The organism is Thalassospira sp. MIT121401, assembly GCF_047125595.1.
Classification (GTDB): domain Bacteria; phylum Pseudomonadota; class Alphaproteobacteria; order Rhodospirillales; family Thalassospiraceae; genus Thalassospira; species Thalassospira povalilytica.
In genome coordinates, this window is record NZ_CP138926.1 from 4,177,067 (window position 1) to 4,196,148 (window position 19,082).

The 19,082-nt window shown below is 55.3% G+C and carries 20 protein-coding genes; 18 read left to right on the forward strand and 2 right to left on the reverse strand.

Features of this window, described 5'->3' with window-relative positions:
* Positions 1–112: 112 nt before the first annotated feature.
* The gene (locus SIB88_RS19165; protein ID WP_068516989.1) at positions 113–517 is read right to left on the reverse strand and encodes a DUF2218 domain-containing protein; all 405 of its coding nucleotides are present in this window, start codon (positions 515–517) and stop codon (positions 113–115) included.
* A gap of 602 nt (positions 518–1,119) precedes the next feature.
* Positions 1,120–1,707, reverse strand: coding sequence for a 4'-phosphopantetheinyl transferase family protein (locus SIB88_RS19170; RefSeq protein WP_412558818.1), 588 nt, complete (start codon positions 1,705–1,707; stop codon positions 1,120–1,122).
* A gap of 191 nt (positions 1,708–1,898) precedes the next feature.
* Between SIB88_RS19170 and SIB88_RS19175 the strand changes: the two genes are divergently transcribed.
* From SIB88_RS19175 to SIB88_RS19260, 18 genes are read left to right on the forward strand one after another with little or no spacing between them, the layout of a single operon-like run.
* Positions 1,899–2,297, forward strand: a complete 399-nt coding sequence (locus SIB88_RS19175) for a hypothetical protein (RefSeq protein WP_412558819.1) — start codon at positions 1,899–1,901, stop codon at positions 2,295–2,297.
* 8 nt (positions 2,298–2,305) lie between these two features.
* Positions 2,306–3,073 (forward strand): beta-ketoacyl synthase chain length factor, encoded by a 768-nt coding sequence (locus tag SIB88_RS19180; RefSeq protein ID WP_412558820.1) that lies wholly within the window; start codon positions 2,306–2,308, stop codon positions 3,071–3,073.
* Complete coding sequence (locus SIB88_RS19185) at positions 3,066–4,016, forward strand: lysophospholipid acyltransferase family protein (RefSeq protein WP_412558821.1); 951 nt, start codon at positions 3,066–3,068, stop codon at positions 4,014–4,016. Before SIB88_RS19180 ends, SIB88_RS19185 begins: the two co-directional genes overlap by 8 nt.
* On the forward strand, positions 3,991–4,251 hold the full coding sequence (locus tag SIB88_RS19190; RefSeq protein ID WP_068516994.1) for a phosphopantetheine-binding protein: 261 nt from the start codon (positions 3,991–3,993) through the stop codon (positions 4,249–4,251). Before SIB88_RS19185 ends, SIB88_RS19190 begins: the two co-directional genes overlap by 26 nt.
* Before the next feature lie 2 nt (positions 4,252–4,253).
* A complete protein-coding gene (locus SIB88_RS19195) occupies positions 4,254–4,502 on the forward strand; it encodes an acyl carrier protein (protein WP_068516995.1) in 249 nt (82 codons plus the stop codon).
* A complete protein-coding gene (locus SIB88_RS19200; protein WP_412558822.1) occupies positions 4,483–5,088 on the forward strand; it encodes a hypothetical protein in 606 nt (201 codons plus the stop codon). The genes SIB88_RS19195 and SIB88_RS19200 overlap by 20 nt, the downstream gene beginning before the upstream one ends.
* Positions 5,085–6,812, forward strand: coding sequence for an AMP-binding protein (locus SIB88_RS19205; protein ID WP_412558823.1), 1,728 nt, complete (start codon positions 5,085–5,087; stop codon positions 6,810–6,812). The genes SIB88_RS19200 and SIB88_RS19205 overlap by 4 nt, the downstream gene beginning before the upstream one ends.
* Positions 6,809–8,518 carry a glycosyltransferase family 2 protein gene (locus SIB88_RS19210; protein ID WP_412558824.1) on the forward strand — a complete coding sequence of 570 codons (1,710 nt, stop codon included), beginning with the start codon at positions 6,809–6,811 and terminating at the stop codon, positions 8,516–8,518. The genes SIB88_RS19205 and SIB88_RS19210 overlap by 4 nt, the downstream gene beginning before the upstream one ends.
* Positions 8,508–10,067, forward strand: a complete 1,560-nt coding sequence (locus tag SIB88_RS19215) for an HAL/PAL/TAL family ammonia-lyase (protein WP_412558825.1) — start codon at positions 8,508–8,510, stop codon at positions 10,065–10,067. Before SIB88_RS19210 ends, SIB88_RS19215 begins: the two co-directional genes overlap by 11 nt.
* Positions 10,064–10,471, forward strand: coding sequence for an acyl-CoA thioesterase (locus SIB88_RS19220; RefSeq protein ID WP_068517000.1), 408 nt, complete (start codon positions 10,064–10,066; stop codon positions 10,469–10,471). The genes SIB88_RS19215 and SIB88_RS19220 overlap by 4 nt, the downstream gene beginning before the upstream one ends.
* Positions 10,468–11,190 (forward strand): LolA family protein, encoded by a 723-nt coding sequence (locus tag SIB88_RS19225; RefSeq protein ID WP_412558826.1) that lies wholly within the window; start codon positions 10,468–10,470, stop codon positions 11,188–11,190. Before SIB88_RS19220 ends, SIB88_RS19225 begins: the two co-directional genes overlap by 4 nt.
* On the forward strand, positions 11,190–13,529 hold the full coding sequence (locus tag SIB88_RS19230; protein ID WP_412558827.1) for an MMPL family transporter: 2,340 nt from the start codon (positions 11,190–11,192) through the stop codon (positions 13,527–13,529). Before SIB88_RS19225 ends, SIB88_RS19230 begins: the two co-directional genes overlap by 1 nt.
* The gene (locus tag SIB88_RS19235) at positions 13,529–14,758 is read left to right on the forward strand and encodes an NAD(P)/FAD-dependent oxidoreductase (protein WP_101247145.1); all 1,230 of its coding nucleotides are present in this window, start codon (positions 13,529–13,531) and stop codon (positions 14,756–14,758) included. Before SIB88_RS19230 ends, SIB88_RS19235 begins: the two co-directional genes overlap by 1 nt.
* Positions 14,743–15,378, forward strand: coding sequence for a DUF3261 domain-containing protein (locus SIB88_RS19240; protein ID WP_412558828.1), 636 nt, complete (start codon positions 14,743–14,745; stop codon positions 15,376–15,378). Before SIB88_RS19235 ends, SIB88_RS19240 begins: the two co-directional genes overlap by 16 nt.
* A complete protein-coding gene (locus SIB88_RS19245; protein WP_412558829.1) occupies positions 15,375–16,601 on the forward strand; it encodes a beta-ketoacyl-ACP synthase in 1,227 nt (408 codons plus the stop codon). Before SIB88_RS19240 ends, SIB88_RS19245 begins: the two co-directional genes overlap by 4 nt.
* Positions 16,598–17,104, forward strand: a complete 507-nt coding sequence (locus SIB88_RS19250; RefSeq protein ID WP_412558830.1) for a hypothetical protein — start codon at positions 16,598–16,600, stop codon at positions 17,102–17,104. Before SIB88_RS19245 ends, SIB88_RS19250 begins: the two co-directional genes overlap by 4 nt.
* The gene (gene fabG / locus SIB88_RS19255; RefSeq protein ID WP_412558831.1) at positions 17,101–17,826 is read left to right on the forward strand and encodes a 3-oxoacyl-ACP reductase FabG; all 726 of its coding nucleotides are present in this window, start codon (positions 17,101–17,103) and stop codon (positions 17,824–17,826) included. Before SIB88_RS19250 ends, fabG begins: the two co-directional genes overlap by 4 nt.
* On the forward strand, positions 17,823–19,052 hold the full coding sequence (locus SIB88_RS19260) for a beta-ketoacyl-ACP synthase (RefSeq protein ID WP_068517008.1): 1,230 nt from the start codon (positions 17,823–17,825) through the stop codon (positions 19,050–19,052). Before fabG ends, SIB88_RS19260 begins: the two co-directional genes overlap by 4 nt.
* The last annotated feature ends 30 nt before the right edge of the window (positions 19,053–19,082 follow it).

A 19,082-nucleotide genomic window follows, 5' to 3' on the forward strand; every position in this document is an offset into this window, starting at 1 on the left:
AACGACATCAGGCACAAAGACAGGATTCTGTCCTTGTGCCTGGATGGGGTCCGCTTTTGCGGGCGGATCTGACAGTCAAAGACCGGTCAGATCAAATATTAATGACCAATGGTCAATGTTTACGCCAGTCAAATTCGATCACTTGCTGATCGGACAGGCTCCGCAATTTTTCTTCGAAATAACCGCGGATCTGATCAAGGCCCTTACCGTCGGAAGCCGACATCGCGACAGTCAGGAAAGATGAGCTGGCAGAGATTTCACAAACCCCGTCCTCAAAGGCCAGAAGACCCTTGTTTGCATCGCGCAGTTCACCATGAACCGGTTCCTGCACAGAACCAAGAAAGCCTTCAAGATAGCGGGGGGCGTTGCGTAGATAGATATCCGCAAAACAATAATTGGCGTCCATATCCTGATCCAATTCCATATCCGGATGGTTTGTCATTTCCGATGATTCCGCCGGGGCATCATCATCCTTATCTTGGCCGGTACCCTGTGCCTTGATTATCCGGTCAGACATGCACAAACCCATTTCTTCCAATGGCGCATAAAATGCACCAAACGAATCCCCATTACCCCTATCACCTGCATAGCACAGAATACATGCACGCGACAATAGTGACCAGCAGTCACTAAAATGTGAGCTTTAATGTAAAGACCACATTTTCTAAAGCGGAAAATGTCTCAAAATCGTCGAAGCGCAACCCGTCATGGCGATTTTTTTCATAAAAATCTTATTTTCTGCCAATTCGATGACGATCAAAAATCGAAAATGTCATAAAAATCCCATGAAACCAGCGACCTGTACCTTGAAACGCAGCCGCAAAAAAATCACGAAATGGCGACTCCATGCACGAAACTTACGGCTCTTGGGACCAGCTTTGACCGCATCGGAACAGGGCCAAACCAGATCTTTCCATAACGGCACCCCGGCATGACAACACCAAACCGTTGGCATCGCCAAGCAGTTGCACAGATACATCCGCAATCATGGCTTGGACATACCCAAAGCACGCCATTTCGCCATGCAGGACAACCGGCCTGTACTGAACACGTAACCATGTAAGACAGCGCGCCAACTGATGTGTTTCCGGATGGTTAGCCGCGCGATATCGCGATCCTTCAGGACGCCGTCACAACAAGGTGACCGGCAAAATCCGCTGGCAGTTTCGGTACATGTTCTTCGATTGGCGACACCCTTTTCTGTGCCTGCGGGTCGATAATTCCCGTGGCCTTGAAAACCGCTTCATAGCGGCACCAAGCCTGATAGAAATCATCAGGGCTGGTTGATCGCGGCAGCAACAATTGCTCTGCCATGTCGGCAACCGGCCGGCGGGCGTCCTTATATTCAATGTCGATACCGACCGAAATACCCGGTCGTGTCGCCAGCGCGACCGCAATCACGTGCCGGGAATGGCTGATCGAGGCCGATAGATTTGCCCCATCCCGATCAATCCCCCGAACCCAGGGCCGCCCATCGGCATCCTTGAACACAGGTCCCTGTCCGTCGTCATGTTCATAAACAATGTCATCATGCGGCCCCGCATCCTGTATCCCGGAACGGAGAAAATCAGTACATTCGGAAATGACTTTTCTGGCAAGAAGCCGCAGCAATTCATGTGCGAGCGCGGACATTTCCCGGCGTGATGAGCGGGCAGTCGGCAGCTCGGCCCCAAGGGTGCGGATCGCGTAAACAACCCCTTTATCCAAAGCTGAACAATGCTTCATTCCCGTCAAATTGCCGATCCCCAAAGTGGTACTTGTCGCCACCAGCACAATCCATTATTGCTGAACTCTGGTCACACGAGCACGGTCAGAAGCAATGAAAAATCATGCTTTCCGGCCAATCATGACTGCGATCAATTGAATTCGTTTTCACCAAAGAATCAAGGCAGATCAAAATGCGTAGCTTGAAACTTGCAGCAGTTGCCATCGTTTTTGTGGCACTCAGTGCCTGTACAGCAACTGTTCAGAACTTTTCGAACCAGCCCTTCCCGAGCGATGTCGAAAAGCTCAGCATGGAAGAAATTGAAGCAACCATCATCGAAGCCGCATCTGCACGCGACTGGATTGTTCAGCGCGAAGGCGAAGGACATCTCAAGGCAACCTACGCACCGCGTTCGCATAGCGCAGAAGTTGCCATCTCCTTTGATAAAAAGAACTATTCGATCATTTATGTCGACAGCACCAATCTGAACTATAATGGCACCCAGATTCACCGGAACTATAACCGTTGGGTCAACAACCTGAGACAGGATATCCTGCGTGCGGTCTCTGCCCGCGCCGCACTTGCCAACTAGGACTTCAGATGACGCTGCTTTGCGCCTGCCTGCCCTGCTGGGCTTTTTGGGAAAATACCGATGGTCAGGCCACCCTGACCACAAAGCGTGACGGGGATCCCCGGATCACAACCGAACCATCGGATCCCGCCCAACTGGCGCGCAGCATCAAACCAGCCTGGCGGCGGCGACTGGACCTGTTTGGTCGCGCCGCCGCCGAGGTGCTGTCCCACACACTTCAGACCACCGAAAATCCGCGCATCGTTTTCTGTTCGCGCCACGGCAATATTGACCGCACGGTCAAACTCCTTCATCAGGTTGCCACCGATGATGCCGTTTCCCCCGCCGATTTCAGCATGTCGGTCCATAATGCCTTTATCGGGGTGGCATCCATCAACTGGTCGATCACCGAAAGCCATACGGCCATTTCCGCCGGGGATGACAGCCTGATTGCCGCACTGACCGAAACACTTGCGCAACTTGCATCAGATGCACGGCCGGTCATTCTGTGTTTTGTCGATCTTCCCCTGCCGGAAATCTATAATGATCAAACCGCACAGTCTGATCAGGGCGTGGCACTTGCCATCCGTTTTGATCCGCAAAATGGCGATCGTAATAGCGATCATGATGGCGAGCTGTACCGTTTCAAAAGCCTGACCACAGACGAACGCAGCATGCTTTCGCCCGCAAGCGCCATTGACCATGGCAAGGCACTGGTTGATCTTTTATCGTCACGTCAGAACGATATTCGCATTGCCGGAAAATCAAGCGCCTGGACCATCATACGCCATGACTAAACCCGCCCTGGCCCAGCGCCCCGACGCCCCGGATCATCCCCGCACGCAAGCGCCCGATCAAACGGTGGCAGGCGCCAGACCGGCGCGCGACACACGCCTGGACAACCCCCGCAATACCCGCAAAACCCGCAAAACCCCGTCCCGTCAGGCCCGTGGCCTTAACTGGTACTGGCGGTTATTTGCCACCGGATTTGCCTTTTGCAGTTTCGGGCTTGGCGGGCTGTTGATGGCACTTACGATTTTTCCGGCCATGATGGTGGTTCTGCAAAACCGCGCCAGACGCCGCAAATACGCGCAATTTGTCATTTGCCGCGGATTTCGGCTGTTTACCTGGATGCTCGATATCACCGGGGTCGCCGGTGTAGAAGCACACAATGTTGACCGTTTGCGCACTGCGCGCGGCGCACTGATCATTGCCAATCACCCGACCCTGCTTGATGTGGTGATGATCCTGTCGCGGATGGACAGATGCCAGTGCGTGGTCAAGCACGAGCTGTTTCGCAACCCGTTCCTGTTCGGGGTGGTGCGCGCAGCAGGTTTCATCCGCAATGACGACAATCCGGAATACCTGATTGTTCAGGCCCGTCATCATCTGGCCGCCGGGGCGAATATCATGATCTTTCCCGAAGGCACCCGGACCCCGCCGAAATGCAAGCTCGGCAAGCTTCAGCGCGGGGCTGCAAACATCGCGATAGAGACACAAGCCGACTTGATTCCTGTGGTTGTACACTGTAATCACGATACGTTGAAAAAAGGGGTCCCGTGGTATCGTATTCCGCCGTCCAAAATCCAATTCCGGTTGGAAGTTGATCCCCCCATCTTATTTAACGACATACATGATCCCGGGTTGCCGCGGGCGAAACAATCGCGCGCGCTGACACGGTTCATCAAAGAATATATCTTGAGCAGATTGAAACATGACTTCGCTGGAAACAGAACTTAAAGCCTTCATCATCGAGACCCTTAATCTTGAAGATGTGCAGGTCGACGATATCGACAGCACCGAAGCCCTGTTTGTTGATGGGCTGGGCCTTGATTCCATCGATGCCTTGGAACTTGGCGTCGCGCTTCAGAAAAAATACGATGTGCGCATTGATGCCAAAGACGAAAACGTCAAAACGCATTTTGCCTCTGTACGCAATCTGGCGACCTTCATCCAGTCAGAGAAAGGGGCGTAAACATGCATAGTCGCGACGAAATCTATAACCAGTTGCACGCCTATCTGGTCGAGTTGTTCGAAGTTCCGGCCGAAGACATTTCCCCGGATGCCCATTTGATGGATGACCTTGATCTCGACAGCATCGATGCGGTTGATCTGATTGTGAAATTCCAGGAACTGACCGGCAAGAAAATCCCGGCAACTGAATTCAAATCGGTCCGAACCGTCGATGACGTGGTCGAGAAAATTCATGACCTGGTCAGTTCCTAATCGCATTGGTGCCATACTGCTTGCGATACTGGGTATTGCCTATCCGGTACTGGTCTATTTCGGATTATCGGTCTTTTCACCGCGCCTGATTCTGATTGTGCTGATTGTGGCTGTGTTGCTGCGTGCGGCACTGTTTCTTGGCAGTGGCAAACGCGTGCAGGCAATCACTTTTCTGTTGGTTGCGGTGATCCTTGCCTGTGCGGGGATCGCCAGCGAACTGGTGGCGATCCGGTTTTATCCGGTCATTGTTTCTGCAACGCTTGCCGCGTTGTTCGGGGTGTCTCTTTTGGTCGGGCGTCCGATGATTGAACGCTTTGCGCGGTTGCGCACCCCCGAACTTGACGATTATGCCATCGGCTATACCCGCATACTGACAGCGGTCTGGGTCGGCTTTTTTATTGCGAATGGCAGTATTGCGGCCTGGACGGCCCTTTATGCCAGTATCAAGACATGGACCCTTTATAACGGGCTGATATCCTATGTGCTGATTGCGGTCCTGTTCGTCGGCGAATGGCCGGTGCGCCGTATTCTGCGTGCCCGTCATGATCGCAAAACACAAGACAGCACCGGTCAGGAGAACGCATGAGCGTTTTTTTCACAAATCTCGGCAATCCGCAAAATGCCCATACCGGACTGTGTTTTGAAAATGACACCACGCTTTCGGTTGGTGCGATCAATGCGGATATTGACCGCCTGACCACACAGCTTGATGCGGGCAAACGCATTTCAATTTATTGCCAGTCGACACGCCTGTTCATGATCGCGCTGGCCGCCGTCTGGCGGGCCGGTTCAACCGCGATCCTGCCGGCAACCGACAAAAGCGGGTATCTTGATGAAATCGGCCAACAGTTCGATACCCACCTTGATGATGCCAGAATACAGCAATTGCTGATCGCCGCGAACACCAAGCCCGTCCCGGCAACACCCGGCATTCCGCCTGCAACATCATGCCAGGCGATCTTCTTTACATCCGGATCCAGCGGCACACCGAAACCGGTGATCAAAACCCTGGCCCAGATCGAAGACGAAATCACAATCCAGTCGCCCCTTTGGCGGCCGCTTATGGGCGATGATGCCCGCATCATCGGTCTTGTGTCCCATCAACATATTTACGGTCTGATCTTTCGGGTGATCTGGCCTGTCATGACCAAACAGGTCACCTGCGCCCAGCAGGCCCAGTTCTGGGACATGGTTCTTGGCGAAATGCAGACCGGGGATATGCTGGTCGCAAGCCCGGCACAGCTTAAAAACCTGCATCCTGATCTGGCCACCGCCCCGCGCCCGGCATTGGTCCTGAGTTCCGGTGGACCGCTTGATTTCGCAGCAGCACAGTCGGCCACAGCCATGCTTGGCGTCTGCCCGACCGAGATTTATGGCAGCACGGAAACCGGCGGCATTGCCTGGCGCCAACAGCATCAAGAAGACGCCCCCTGGCACCCATTGCCGCAGCTTGAAACCGGGCTGAACGATGCCGGATGTTTGCGGGTCCGCGCCCCCCATATTGCCGGAACCGACTGGTATCAGACCGAAGACCGCGCGATGCTTGACCGGGAAAAGAACAGCTTTGTCCTTAAGGGGCGTGCGGATCGTGTCGTCAAGATCGGTGGCAAACGGGTGTCGCTTGGCGCGGTCGAAGAACATCTGCGCCGTAATGAACTGATCGAGGATGCGGTTGCCTTGCTGGCACGCGAAGATGATCCGCGGCTTGCCGTCGTTGCGGTCCTGACACCGGACGGAAAGGCCGAACTGGAAAAGCGTGGTCGTTTCCGCATGGGGCGGCTGTTGCGCCGCGAACTTTCAAAATTCGAAGAAGACGCCGCCTTGCCGCAACGCTGGCGGTTTGTCGATCGCCTGCCCACAGACAGCCAGGGCAAAAAGCCGCTTCATCTTTTGCGTGCCCTGTTTGATGACAATGGCAATGCCTTACCCGAGGTCACCGAACATGTACGCGACCACGAACGCGATGCCGTATCACTGACGCTTAAACTTGACGGCGACATGACCTGTTTCAAGGGTCATTTTCCCGGGCAGCCGATCTTACCCGGCGTCATTCAGCTGCATTGGGCCGCCCTGTTCGGGGCATCGGTTTTTGGATCGTCGCGCAATGTTGCCGAAGTCAGCCAGCTGAAATTCCGCAAACCCATCACGCCATCCGACGTGATCCGGCTTGAAATTGATTTCGATGCGTCTGCCCATCGCCTTAAATTCAGCTACCGTTCGGATCAGGACGATCTGCACAGTTCGGGAACGCTGAAATTGCGGGTGCCACAAGATGACGGGGCAAAGGACGAAGGGGAAAAGATCGCGTGAAAATCTGTGCGCTGATCCCGACCTATAATCACCATACCGTTCTGGCCGATGTGGTCGCCAAGGCGCGATCCTTTGATCTGTGTGTTTTCATCATTGATGACGGATCGAACACGCAAACCCGTCAGGTGGTCGCAAACCTTCATGATCCCGATCATGGCGTATTTTGCCATCGTCTTCCGCACAATGGCGGCAAGGGTGTTGCTGTCATGACCGGCATGGAACTGGCCCATCAGGCCGGCTTCACCCACGCCATTCAGATCGATGCCGATGGTCAGCATGATCTTGATCGTATTCCCGAAATGCTGCGCGCTGCGCGAAATGCACCGGATGCACTTGTCACCGGGCTTCCGGTTTATGATGACAGCATCCCGACCGGCCGCAAAATCGGGCGCTGGGTCACCCATTTCTGGGTCTGGATCGAAACATTGTCCTTTGCCATCCGCGACAGCATGTGTGGCTTTCGCGTTTATCCACTTTCGCAAAGTCTTGCAGTCTGGCGCAGCGAAGGCCTTGGCAAAAAGATGGATTTCGACACCGAACTGATGGTGCGGCTTTACTGGCGGGGTGTTCCGGTGATCCACATCCCGACAAAGGTGACCTATCCCGACGGCAACATATCGAATTTCCGGATGTGGAAAGACAATGTCCTGATCAGTGCGATGCATACGCGCCTGGTCTTTGGCATGATCTGGCGACTGCCCGGTTATTTCCGGCGCGGGGCGACCTTTGCCCCGCGACAGCGCGATATTGCACATGACAACCCGCCCGTCTCGTCCCAACACTGGTCGGAAATCGACGAACGCGGCATGTATTTGGGCATGCGTTTTCTGGGGGCCGTGTACCGTTATTTCGGTCGCCGGTTCTGTCTGGCTGTGATGATGCCCATCATCTTCTATTTCTATCTGACCGGAAAAAATGCGCGCCGGGCATCGCATGATTTTCTGATCCGCGCCCAAAAGGCCGGAGCCAACATCACCCCGACCAGAATGAATGTTTTTCGGCATTTCTTGCGGTTCGGGGAAAGTGCACTCGACAAGATTGCGGCATGGTGCGGCAAGCTGGGCGAAGGCAATCTTGACCTTCCTGATGATGCCGAAAGCCTGTTTGACTATCTTCCGCGCGATCAGGCGGTCGTGCTGCTGGTGTCGCATTTCGGCAATATGGAACTGGTCCGCGCGATTGCCAGCCGCGACCGCGACTTTCGTGTCAATGTTTTGCTTCATCAAAAAAATGCGGCCCGGTTTGGCCGGGTTCTTCGGAAATTTGCCCCTGAAAGTCAGGTCGACCTGATTGAAGTAGCCGACATCGGCCCGGACACCGCCATCATGTTGCGCGAACGGGTTGATCGCGGCGAATGGGTGGTGATTGCGGCTGATCGCATTGCGATTGGCGCGCGCGACAAGACCGTGCTGACGCCATTTCTGGGCGAAGATGCCCAATTCCCGCAGGGCCCGTTTATTCTGGCCTATTTGCTGCAATGTCCGGTTTATGCGGCAGCGGCATGGCGATCGGGCAAGACATTCCGGATTGCCTGGCACAAACTGGCCGATCAGATGATCCTGCCACGCGCCAACCGGCAGGCCGCGATCACGAAATATGCCAGTGCCTATGCGCAATGGCTTGAAAAGATTGTTGTTAACGAACCGCTGCAATGGTTCAATTTCTATGACTTCTGGGCGAAGAAAAAGGCTGATAATGACCAATAATCACATCAATATCATTTTTGGCGAAAACGATCTGACGATCGAAGATGTGATTGCCCTGTCCGAGCAACGCGCCCGCCCCGTCCTGTCCGGAAGCAGCGAATTTCGCGCCCGCATCCAGAAGGGGGCCGATTTCCTTGATCAGGAACTGCGCGAACATGGTCATATCTATGGGGTGACAACCGGATATGGCGATTCCGTTTCACGCCGTGTGCCCCCCGAACTGGTGGCCGAACTTCCCCTGCATCTTAGCCGTTTTCACGGTTGCGGACTGGGCAATATCCTGCCCGCGGATCAGGCACGCGCCGTTCTTGCCGTCCGGCTGGCATCACTTTGCAGCGGCTATTCCGCGGTAAGTGTCGATCTGCTTGATCAACTGACCGGGCTTCTGGCCCATGATATCACGCCGCTGATCCCCGAAGAAGGATCGGTTGGTGCATCGGGCGATCTGACCCCGCTTTCCTATGTCGCCGCCGCCCTGATCGGGGAACGTGACGTGCTTTATCGCGGTACCAGAACCACTGCGCGCGACGCCCTTGAACAGGCGGGGCTTCCCCCGCTTGTCCTGCGCCCGAAAGAAGCCCTGGCGATCATGAACGGTACGGCAGTGATGACCGCTTTGATGTGTCAGGCCTTTGTCCGGGCGCAATATCTTTGCAAACTGACCAGCCGCATTACCGCAATGGCCAGCATCGGCTTGCTTGGCAATCCGGCGCATTTTGACAAACGGCTTTTTGCCGCCAAACCCCACCCGGGACAGGCGCAAATTGCGGCATGGATCGAAGGGGACCTTTGCCATCTTGGCGATGATTTCGAACCGGCCCGCTTGCAGGACCGGTATTCATTGCGCTGTGCGCCCCATGTGATTGGTGTGCTGGCCGATATGATGCCGACATTCCGCAAAACGCTGGAAATCGAACTCAATAGCGCCAATGACAATCCGCTTCTTGATGTAGGTGAGAACACCATCCTGCATGGTGGGCATTTCTATGGCGGGCATGTTGCCTTTGTGGCCGATGGCATGAAAACGCTGGTTGCCAATCTTGCCGATCTGATGGATCGCCAGATGGCGCTTCTGGTCGATACCAAGTTCAATCATGGTTTGCCGTCCAACCTGTCGGGATCGAATGCGGAACGCGCGTCAATCAATCACGGTCTTAAGGCTGTTCAGATCGGTGCATCTGCCTGGACGGCCGAAGCATTGAAACAAACCATGCCCGCCAGCGTCTTTTCGCGTTCCACCGAATGCCATAACCAGGACAAGGTCAGCATGGGCACGATTGCCGCGCGCGATTGCCTGCGCGTGCTGCAATTGACCGAACAGGTGGTCGCCGCCAACCTGATCGCCGCCCTTCAGGCCATCCGCCTGCGCGAAAAGTCGGGCGAAATCACGCAAAAGCAGCTTGGTCCGGATCTGGTGGCGTTCATTGACCACCTAAAACAGGACATCGATTTCATCGACGAGGACAAGCCGCTTGAAGCCACCTTGCGTCTGGTGATTTCGCGCATCCAGAACCGCGACTGGACGCTTTATGACGGGGATATCGCATGATCAGCGCATCCGTCACCGAAACCATCCAGTTCTATCATCTTGATCCGATGAATGTGGTATGGCACGGCAATTACGTGCAGTTTTTCGAAAATGCCCGCTGCGCGCTTCTTGACCGGATTGACTATAATTATCCGCAAATGGATGAAAGCGGCTATCTGTGGCCGATCGTCGACATGCGGGTGAAATATGTCCGTCCCTGCCGGTTCGGGCAGAAAATCAAAATCACCGCCACGCTTAAGGAATATGAAAACCGTCTCAAGATCGACTATCTGATCAGCGATGCTGATAGCGGTGAAAAACTGACCAAGGGCTTTACCATTCAGGTTGCCGTTGAAAAGGCCACGGGCGAAATGCTGTTTGCCAGCCCGCAATGTCTGATCGACAAGCTGGAAGCCCGAAAATGATGCAGTTCCTGCCCGCATCAAAGCAGATCATTTTGCACATTGCCCTGATCGTGTTTTTCGCGATGACAGGCCAAGTGGCATCGGCCCGCGCGGATGCTGCGCTGCCCGCCACCAAACTGCAACAGATCGGTGATGATCAGTATCTTGCCGGTGCATTTCGCCTTGATCGGTATCTTGCCGGGTTTGAACAGCCACTGGTTTCAAAGGGGGCCTTTACCCTGTCGCCAGGCGACGGGCTGGTCTGGCAAAACCGTGAACCGTTTCCCGACGTGACTGTCATGACCGATCGCGGCATCACCCGTATCGGGGATGACAGAAGCCGTGAAACCATCGCCAATGGTGCGCAATTCAATCAGTTCATCACCCTGATTTCAGCCGTTCTTTCCGGTAACTGGGATGCACTTTCCCAACATTTCACAGTTACTGAACGGTCTGCTGAAATGGATGTTGAAAAGGGCGTCGAAAATAACGCTGAAACCGATGATGCAACTGGCGGCGACAGTGCCAGCACCTGGCAGATCGAACTGACCCCGATTGCCGGGCGCCCGATTGCCGATCAGATCGCGCATATTACCGCATCAGGCCGTGATTTTGTCGATCATGTCCGGATTGACAAACCCACCGGCGATCATGACGAAATCACTCTGTCAAACCAGACGGTTGCGTCCCAGCCCCTTCCTGACGACATCGCAGCCCTTTTGGCCGGGCAGGCACAATAATGAATGTGCGCGCCGTCATATGGGGTTTGTGCCTGATCGTTATGGGGGTTCTGACCTTCTGGCAGATCAACGCGCAAAACGCCAAAATTGACGGTGATATCCTGTCACTTATCGGGCGCGAACACCATGACCGGGATGCCGACCAACAGGATCGGTCAAGCGACATCAATATTGTACGGGATATTCTGCTGCGTGATGCCAATCAGGTCATCATCATGATGACCCATCCCGACCGCGACCAGCTTGAAAAAGCAAGCCGCACCCTTGCCCAGAACTTCCGCGACATGGACGGCACCACATCGGTCAGTCTGCCCGGGTTTGAAACCGGCGATGCAAGATCCCTTTATGGGTTTTATCTTGATCATGCCGGGGGGCTGTTATCGCAAAAAGACCGTGACCTGCTGACCAATGGTGACGGGCAACGCATTTACAAGCGTGCGGTCCAATCGCTCTATGCGCCGTCATCCATGGTCTCTGCACAATCGCTTGCCAGTGATCCGTTTTCATTGCTGCCCGGCTTTTTGGCTGAACTCGGTGACAAGATCGGGCAAAGCGGCCTTGTGCACCAAGATGACCGGTATGGAACGCCAATCATCATCACCCTTGCCCCGCATGTCCGGACAAGCGGATTTGAAGCCGACTGGGTCAAACATGCCAATGACCTGATTGCCGCTGCGACGGCATCGGATGACAACCTTTTGATTGCCAAAAGCGGACAGATTTTCTTCGCCGTGTCCGAAGCCAGCCACGCAAAATCAGACGTCCAGCGCATTGCCGTGATTGCAACATTCGGGGTGATTGCGATGGTGGTTTGGGTGTTCATGTCGCCACTTCCGATCCTGGCAGCCTTGTTGACGGTCGGAAGCGGGCTTCTTGCCGGTATCACCGCCCTTGTACTGATCTTTGACAGCATCCATGCCATTGCGCTGGTTTTTGGTGCCAGCCTGATTGGGATTTCCATCGATTATGCACTGCATTATCTGGTTTTGCCCGGATCAAGCGGAACGGATGACACGCGGCTTTCGCATGTTAGGCCGGGGCTTCGGCTCGGTCTTTTGACCACGGTTTGCGGATTTTCCGCATTGGCCTTCACACCGACGATCCTGCTTGCGCAAATATCGGTTTATTCAATTGCCGGTCTGATTGCCGCCTATGTCACCGTGGTGACCATTTTGCCATGCCTGCCGGCCCGCAATATCCGCGACCGCGCCGCCATCAGGGTGATCTATCAGAAAATCGATACTGTTCTTTTGGCTGTTCGGCCATCGAACGGACTGCGTCATGTCATGCTGGTTCTGGCGGCTATCGCGTTAATTGGGGCGGCATTTTATCTGCCCGCCAATGATGATATCGCCGCCCTTGGCCATGGGGATGACGCCCTGATTGACGATGCACGGATGATTGGCGAGACCCTTGGCATGGGCGGGAACCCGCAATTCATCCGGGTGGATGGCGATGACATTCAGGACCGCCTTGAAACCGGCGAAGCCGTCCGCGATGCATTGCGTCCGCTGATTGCTGATGGACGGATCGGCAGTTTGTTTGGCCTGTCCGATGTCATACCGTCCATCAGCCGCCAGAATGCCAACCGCGCCCTGATCACATCGCAATTGATTGAACCATTCGGCCCGCAATTGCAGGGCGTCATTCCGGTGGACGTGGCGAGCACACAAGACACCAAAACCCCGCTTGAACCCGCCCCGGAAATTCTTGCAGCCATTCCCGGATTATCCGGCCTGCAACGCGGTAAAACCGATATCATCCGCCTTAATGCGGTAAAGGACGTCGATGCCGTGCGCGATGCGATATCGCATATCGGACAGGCCCGCCTGATCAATCCGCGCGAAACCATTACCGGTCAGTTTGCCCGATACCGTGTCTGGGCCAGCATCGCGCTTGGTGTGTCCCTGCTTGTTGCGGGACTGGTTGCGGTGTTGCGATACGGGTTTCCTGACGGGCTGCATGTCGTGACCGCACCGCTGTTCGCCATCCTTTGTGCTATAAGCGGGGCCTTTGTGCTTGGTGTGACGATCAATTTCTTTGCCATTATGGCGCTGTTTCTGGTGTTTTCCATTGGCGCGGATTACGCGATCTTTACATCCGAAAGCCGCCAGCACGGCACACAGGATGCAACCCGGTTTGCCGTGTTCCTGTCACTGATCAGCAGCGTTTTGGCATTCGGGCTTCTGGCGACAAGTTCGGTTCCGGTGGTCAATGCCATTGGAACCATCATTTCGATCGGGCTGATATCGGCGTGGGTGCTGTCATACTGGATGTGCGCCGGGCATAAAGGCAACGATCACTACACCACCCACCCGCAATCCAGGGGACACCAATAATGCACGATTGCGACATTGCGATCATCGGCGCCGGACCGGCCGGGGCCGTGGCGGCAAAATTGCTTCATGATGCGGGAATGCATGTCACCGTGCTTGAGGCACAGACATTTCCGCGCTTTGTCATTGGCGAAAGCCTGTTGCCCAACTGCATGAACATCCTTGAACGCGCGGGTCTTCTTGATGCGGTTCAAAAGGCCGGGTTTCAGTTCAAGAACGGTGCGGTTTTCGAACGTGGCCCGCTGTATCAGTCCATAGATTTTCGCAAGAATTTCGAACCATCAGGCTGGGGCACCACATTCCAGGTCCAGCGCGCGCGATTTGACAAAATCCTGACCGATACCGCCATTGCCGCGGGCATTGATATCCGGTTCGCGCACAAGGTTACCGAAGCCAGCCTGACCGATGGCGACTGCCAATTGACATTTCAGAATGACCGTGGCGAAACCGGCAAACTGCGCGCGTCATTTGTCCTTGATGCCAGCGGATATGGCCGCGTTCTGCCCCGAATGCTCGGCATTGCGCGGTCCGGCCAATCCATCGAACGGCGCGCACTGTTTACCCATGTTCAAGACAACATGTCGCCCACCGATCACGACCGGAACAAAATCCTGATCACGGTTCACCCGACCCATCAGGAAGTCTGGTACTGGCTGATTCCGTTTTCGGACGGCACATCATCGGTCGGCGTGATTTTCCCCGACCAGGATCCCCGATGGTCATCAATGGATGAACAGGCGATCTTTGATCAACTGATTGCCGATACGCGTCTTGGAACCATCCTTGCCGATGCCAGACCGATCCGTCCGCTTAATGCGATTGCCGGATACAGCGCCCAGTCCGATCAGCTGTTCGGCGACGGATATGCGTTGCTTGGCAATTCGGCGGGGTTCCTTGATCCGGTATTTTCATCGGGTGTCACCATTGCCATGCAGTCGGCCGAAATGGCGGCCAACGTTCTGATCAATCGTCACAATGCCAAGAATGTCGATTGGCAAAACGATTATGCCATTCCGCTTGAACGTGGTGTTGCGACCTTTCGTTCCTATGTCGACGCGTGGTATGACGGTCGGCTTCAGACCATCATTTTCAATCAGCCGACCGAAGACACCAAGGTCAAGCGCATGGTTGTTTCGATCCTTGCCGGATATGCCTGGAATCTCGACAATCCACTTGTAAGCAAAACCGATCATTACCTTAAGATGTTGCACGACCTATGCGATCCGTCCTGACCATCATGGTTGCCGCAATGCTCGGTGCCTGCAGCCCGCAATTTGCCGATCGCCCGGATGGCGATCCGGTGAATGCGTCTGTCCGTGATCTGGTGGTGCCCGATGGTGAAAACGATGTTTTCCTGACCCTGCCTGCCAATCCATGGAAGGCTGCCGACCCGATCAATATCGCCCAACAGGTCAGCGCGACATGGACCGACCCGGAAGCGGCAGAAACCAGGGAACGCACAACCTTTATCGCCCGCATTGCCATCACCACCAGCCACGTCATGGTCACGGTACTTGACGGTTTGGGACGGCGTGCCCTTGATATTGACTGGACGGAAAACGCACTGAATGTCACACGCGCTGACTGGTTACCCGACCGGATCGGTGCGCGCCGTCTGCTGGCTGACATGTTTGTCACCTATTGGCCGCTTGACGATGTCAAAAATGCACTTGGTCACGACATGACGATCCAACAGACCCCGTCAGGCCGGATCATCCATTCCGATCATAGCCAAAATGCCCTGATCACGGTCACCCGTCCCGCGACCGACCCCTGGCAGGGAACGGCAACATTGCATAACGCGCGCCATGGATACACACTGACCATCAATTCACAGCGGATGGCACCATGACAGCGACCGGAAAACCCGCCTTTCTGTCGGCCCTTGGTGTTGTTTCGTCACTGGGATCGGGCAAGGCACAATCATCAGAAACCCTGTTTGGCGATCGCCCCGCCGACATGATCCTGCATGACGATTATCTGGTCGATGCCAGCACCATCCTTGGCACGGTCACAAGTCCGCCCGATGCCCTGCCCGACCATCTTGGCCACTATGATACGCGCAACAATCGCCTGTTATGGACGGCGGCCAACCAGATCACCGATGAAATTTCCGATGTCATCGCAACATTCGGCAAGGATCGGGTGGCGATCATTCTGGGCACCAGCACATCGGGGATCGAAGAAGGCACGTCGGGATATCGTGAAAAACTTGCGACCGGAAAATGGTCGGACACCTTCCGCTATGAACATCAGGAAATCGGATCACCGGCAGATTTCCTGCGCGATGCCCTTGGCCTGCAAAATCAGGCCTATGTGATTTCAACAGCCTGTTCTTCAAGCGCCAAGGCCTTTGCCGCGGCAAGACGCCTGATGAATGCCGGGTTTTGCGATGCCGTGCTGGTCGGGGGTGTGGACAGCCTGTGCCGCCTGACCGTTCGGGGTTTTCATTCGCTAAGCTCGGTTGCAACGGGGATTTGCAATCCACTGAGCATCAATCGCGACGGCATCAATATCGGCGAAGGTGCGGCCCTGTTTGTCATGCGCCCGGACCGGGGGGATATTTCGGTGCTCGGTGTTGGGGAAACATCCGATGCCCATCATCCCAACGCCCCCCATCCCGATGGCATCGGTGCGACCGCGGCCATGCGGGCCGCCCTGGATCAGGCGGGCCTGTCCCCGGCGGCGGTGTCCTATGTCAATATGCATGGCACAGCGACCCCGCTTAATGACAGCATGGAAGCACGCGCCATTCATCAGGTTTTTGATCATGACATTGCCGTCAGTTCGACCAAACCCATGACTGGTCATACACTTGGTGCCGCCGGCGCGATTGAGGCCGCCATTCTTTGGCTGTCCCTGACCGAAATGGAAAACGGCACACCGCTGCCCCGTCATATCTGGGACGGCGTAGCCGACCCGGACATCCCGGAAATCAATCTTGTCAAAACTGTCGGCCAACGACTTGCACCGGCTGAACAATCTGCAATGATGAGCAACTCCTTCGCCTTTGGCGGCAGCAATGTATCCGTCATTCTGGGGCGGGGATTTAACCGTATTGGTCCGTCATCATGACTGCACATAACACCCCGTCCTTGATGCCACCGGTTGACGAACTTGTCCTGCACGCAGCCCCGATGCTGCTGATTGATGAAGTATGTTCTGCCGACCCAGACCGGCTGCATGCCCGTGTTCGCATTCATAAAAACAGCATGTTCTTCGAAGACGGCATTGGGGTTCCGGCCTATGTCGGCATTGAATATATTGCCCAGGCCGTCGCCGCCTATAGTGGCTGGCGCGGCAAACAGGCAGACCCGACCACGCCGCCGCGCATCGGCTATTTGTTGGGGACACGCAAAATGACCCTGGCCTGCGACGGCTTTGCGGCGGGCAGTTGCCTTGATGTCTTTGTTAAAAACATTTTCGAAGATGACCAGATGGGCGTCTTCGAAGGCGATGTCAGAAACGGTGAAACCGTTCTGGTCAACGCCCAGATCAATGTCTTCCAGCCGGCATCTGCCCCGGATCAGCCCGAAAACACCATGACGACCACCAACCAAGAAACGACACAGCCATGACACAGACCATTCTGGTAACCGGTGCCAGCAAGGGCATTGGTGCCGCCACTGCAAGACGCCTTGCCCGTGACGGATTTGACATCATCGTCCATTACAATTCGGACCGCGATGGTGCGCAATCGGTTCTTGATGATGTCATGGCCGCGGGACGCAGCGGGCGTCTGATCAGTTTTGATATCGCCAATCGTGATGCGACACGCACCGCCATCGAAGATGATATTGCGCAACATGGCGCACCATACGGGGTTATCCTGAATGCGGGCCTGACGCGCGATGCCGCGTTTCCGGCCCTTGAAGATGATGATTGGGACAGTGTGCTGCACACCAATCTGGACGGATTTTACAATGTGATCAAACCCGTGATCATGCCAATCATCCAGCGCCGCAAAGGCGGGCGCATTGTCGCATTGACGTCAATTGCCGGACTGGCGGGCAATCGCGGACAGGTCAATTATGCCGCCTCCAAGGCCGGGATTATCGGCGCGGTGAAATCATTGGCGCTGGAACTGGCCAAACGCAAGATCACGGTCAATGCCGTGGCACCGGGCGTCATCGAAACCCGGATGACCGAAGACCTTCCGGAAGACGAGGTCAAGGCAATGATCCCGATGCGCCGTTACGGCACGGCAGACGAAATCGCCGCCGCTGTGGCGTTCCTGTGCAGTGACGATGCATCCTATATCACCCGCCAGGTCATCAGTGTGAACGGGGGAATGCTATGACCAGACGGGTTGTTGTAACCGGCATGGCCGGGATCACCGCACTTGGTGATGACTGGCAAACCATTTCTGCACGTATGAATGCCGGCGAAACCGGGATCCGGCGCATGGATGAATGGGACGGGAAATATGATCTTCGTACCCGGCTTGCCGGCCCGGTAGAAGGCTTTAACCTTAAAGGCAAGTTCACCCGCAAACAGTTGCGCAGCATGGGCCGCGTTGCCCAGATGTCGGTTGCGGCCACGGACAAGGCGCTTGAAATCGCCGGTCTTCGCGATGAAAAGTCGATTTTGCAGGGCGGACGCCTTGGGATTGCCTATGGGTCGTCATTTGGCAGCACCCCGCCGGTGCTGGGTTTCACCCGGTTGATGGAAACCGGTGACAGCAACGCCATCACCGCCACCAGCTATATCCAGATGATGAGCCACACATCAGCGGTCAATATCGGGGTTCTGTATGGCATTTGCGGGCGCATCATCCCGACATCGACCGCCTGCACATCAGGCAGCATGGGCATCGGTTACGCCTATGAAGCCATCAAATACGGCATGCAGGATGTCATGATTGCCGGTGGGGCAGAAGAACTCTGTCCGACCATGGTTGCGGTGTTCGACACCCTGTTTGCCACCAGCGACAATAATGATCAGCCCGATGTTACCCCGCGCCCCTATGACCAGAACCGCGATGGTCTGGTAATTGGCGAAGGTGCCGGAACCCTGATCCTTGAAGAATACGAACATGCGGTTGCCCGTGGTGCGACCATCTTTGGCGAAATTGTCGGATTTGCCTCAAACTCCGACGGCGCACATATCACCCAGCCACAAGCCGACAAGATGGAAATTGCCCTGCGCAAATCACTTGAAGATGCGCGACTGTCGCCGGCCGATATCGATATCGTCAATGGTCACGGCACCGCGACCGATCATGGTGACCTTGCCGAAAGCAAGGCAACCCGTGCCGTATTTGACCGCGCCATTCCGATCCATACACTTAAGGGGCATTTCGGGCATACGCTGGGGGCGTGCGGTGCGATCGAAGCATGGCTTGGTCTTGAAATGATGCGGGACGAAACCTTTGTGCCGACCGCAAATCTTGTTTCGCCCGACCCGGAATGTGCCGATCTTGATTATATCCGGTCCGAACCGCGTACCATTTCCGCCGAATATCTGATGAGCAACAATTTCGCCTTTGGCGGCATCAATACATCGCTGATTTTCGCCAGAATATAAATGCTTTGACCTTATCCCACACAGGACACC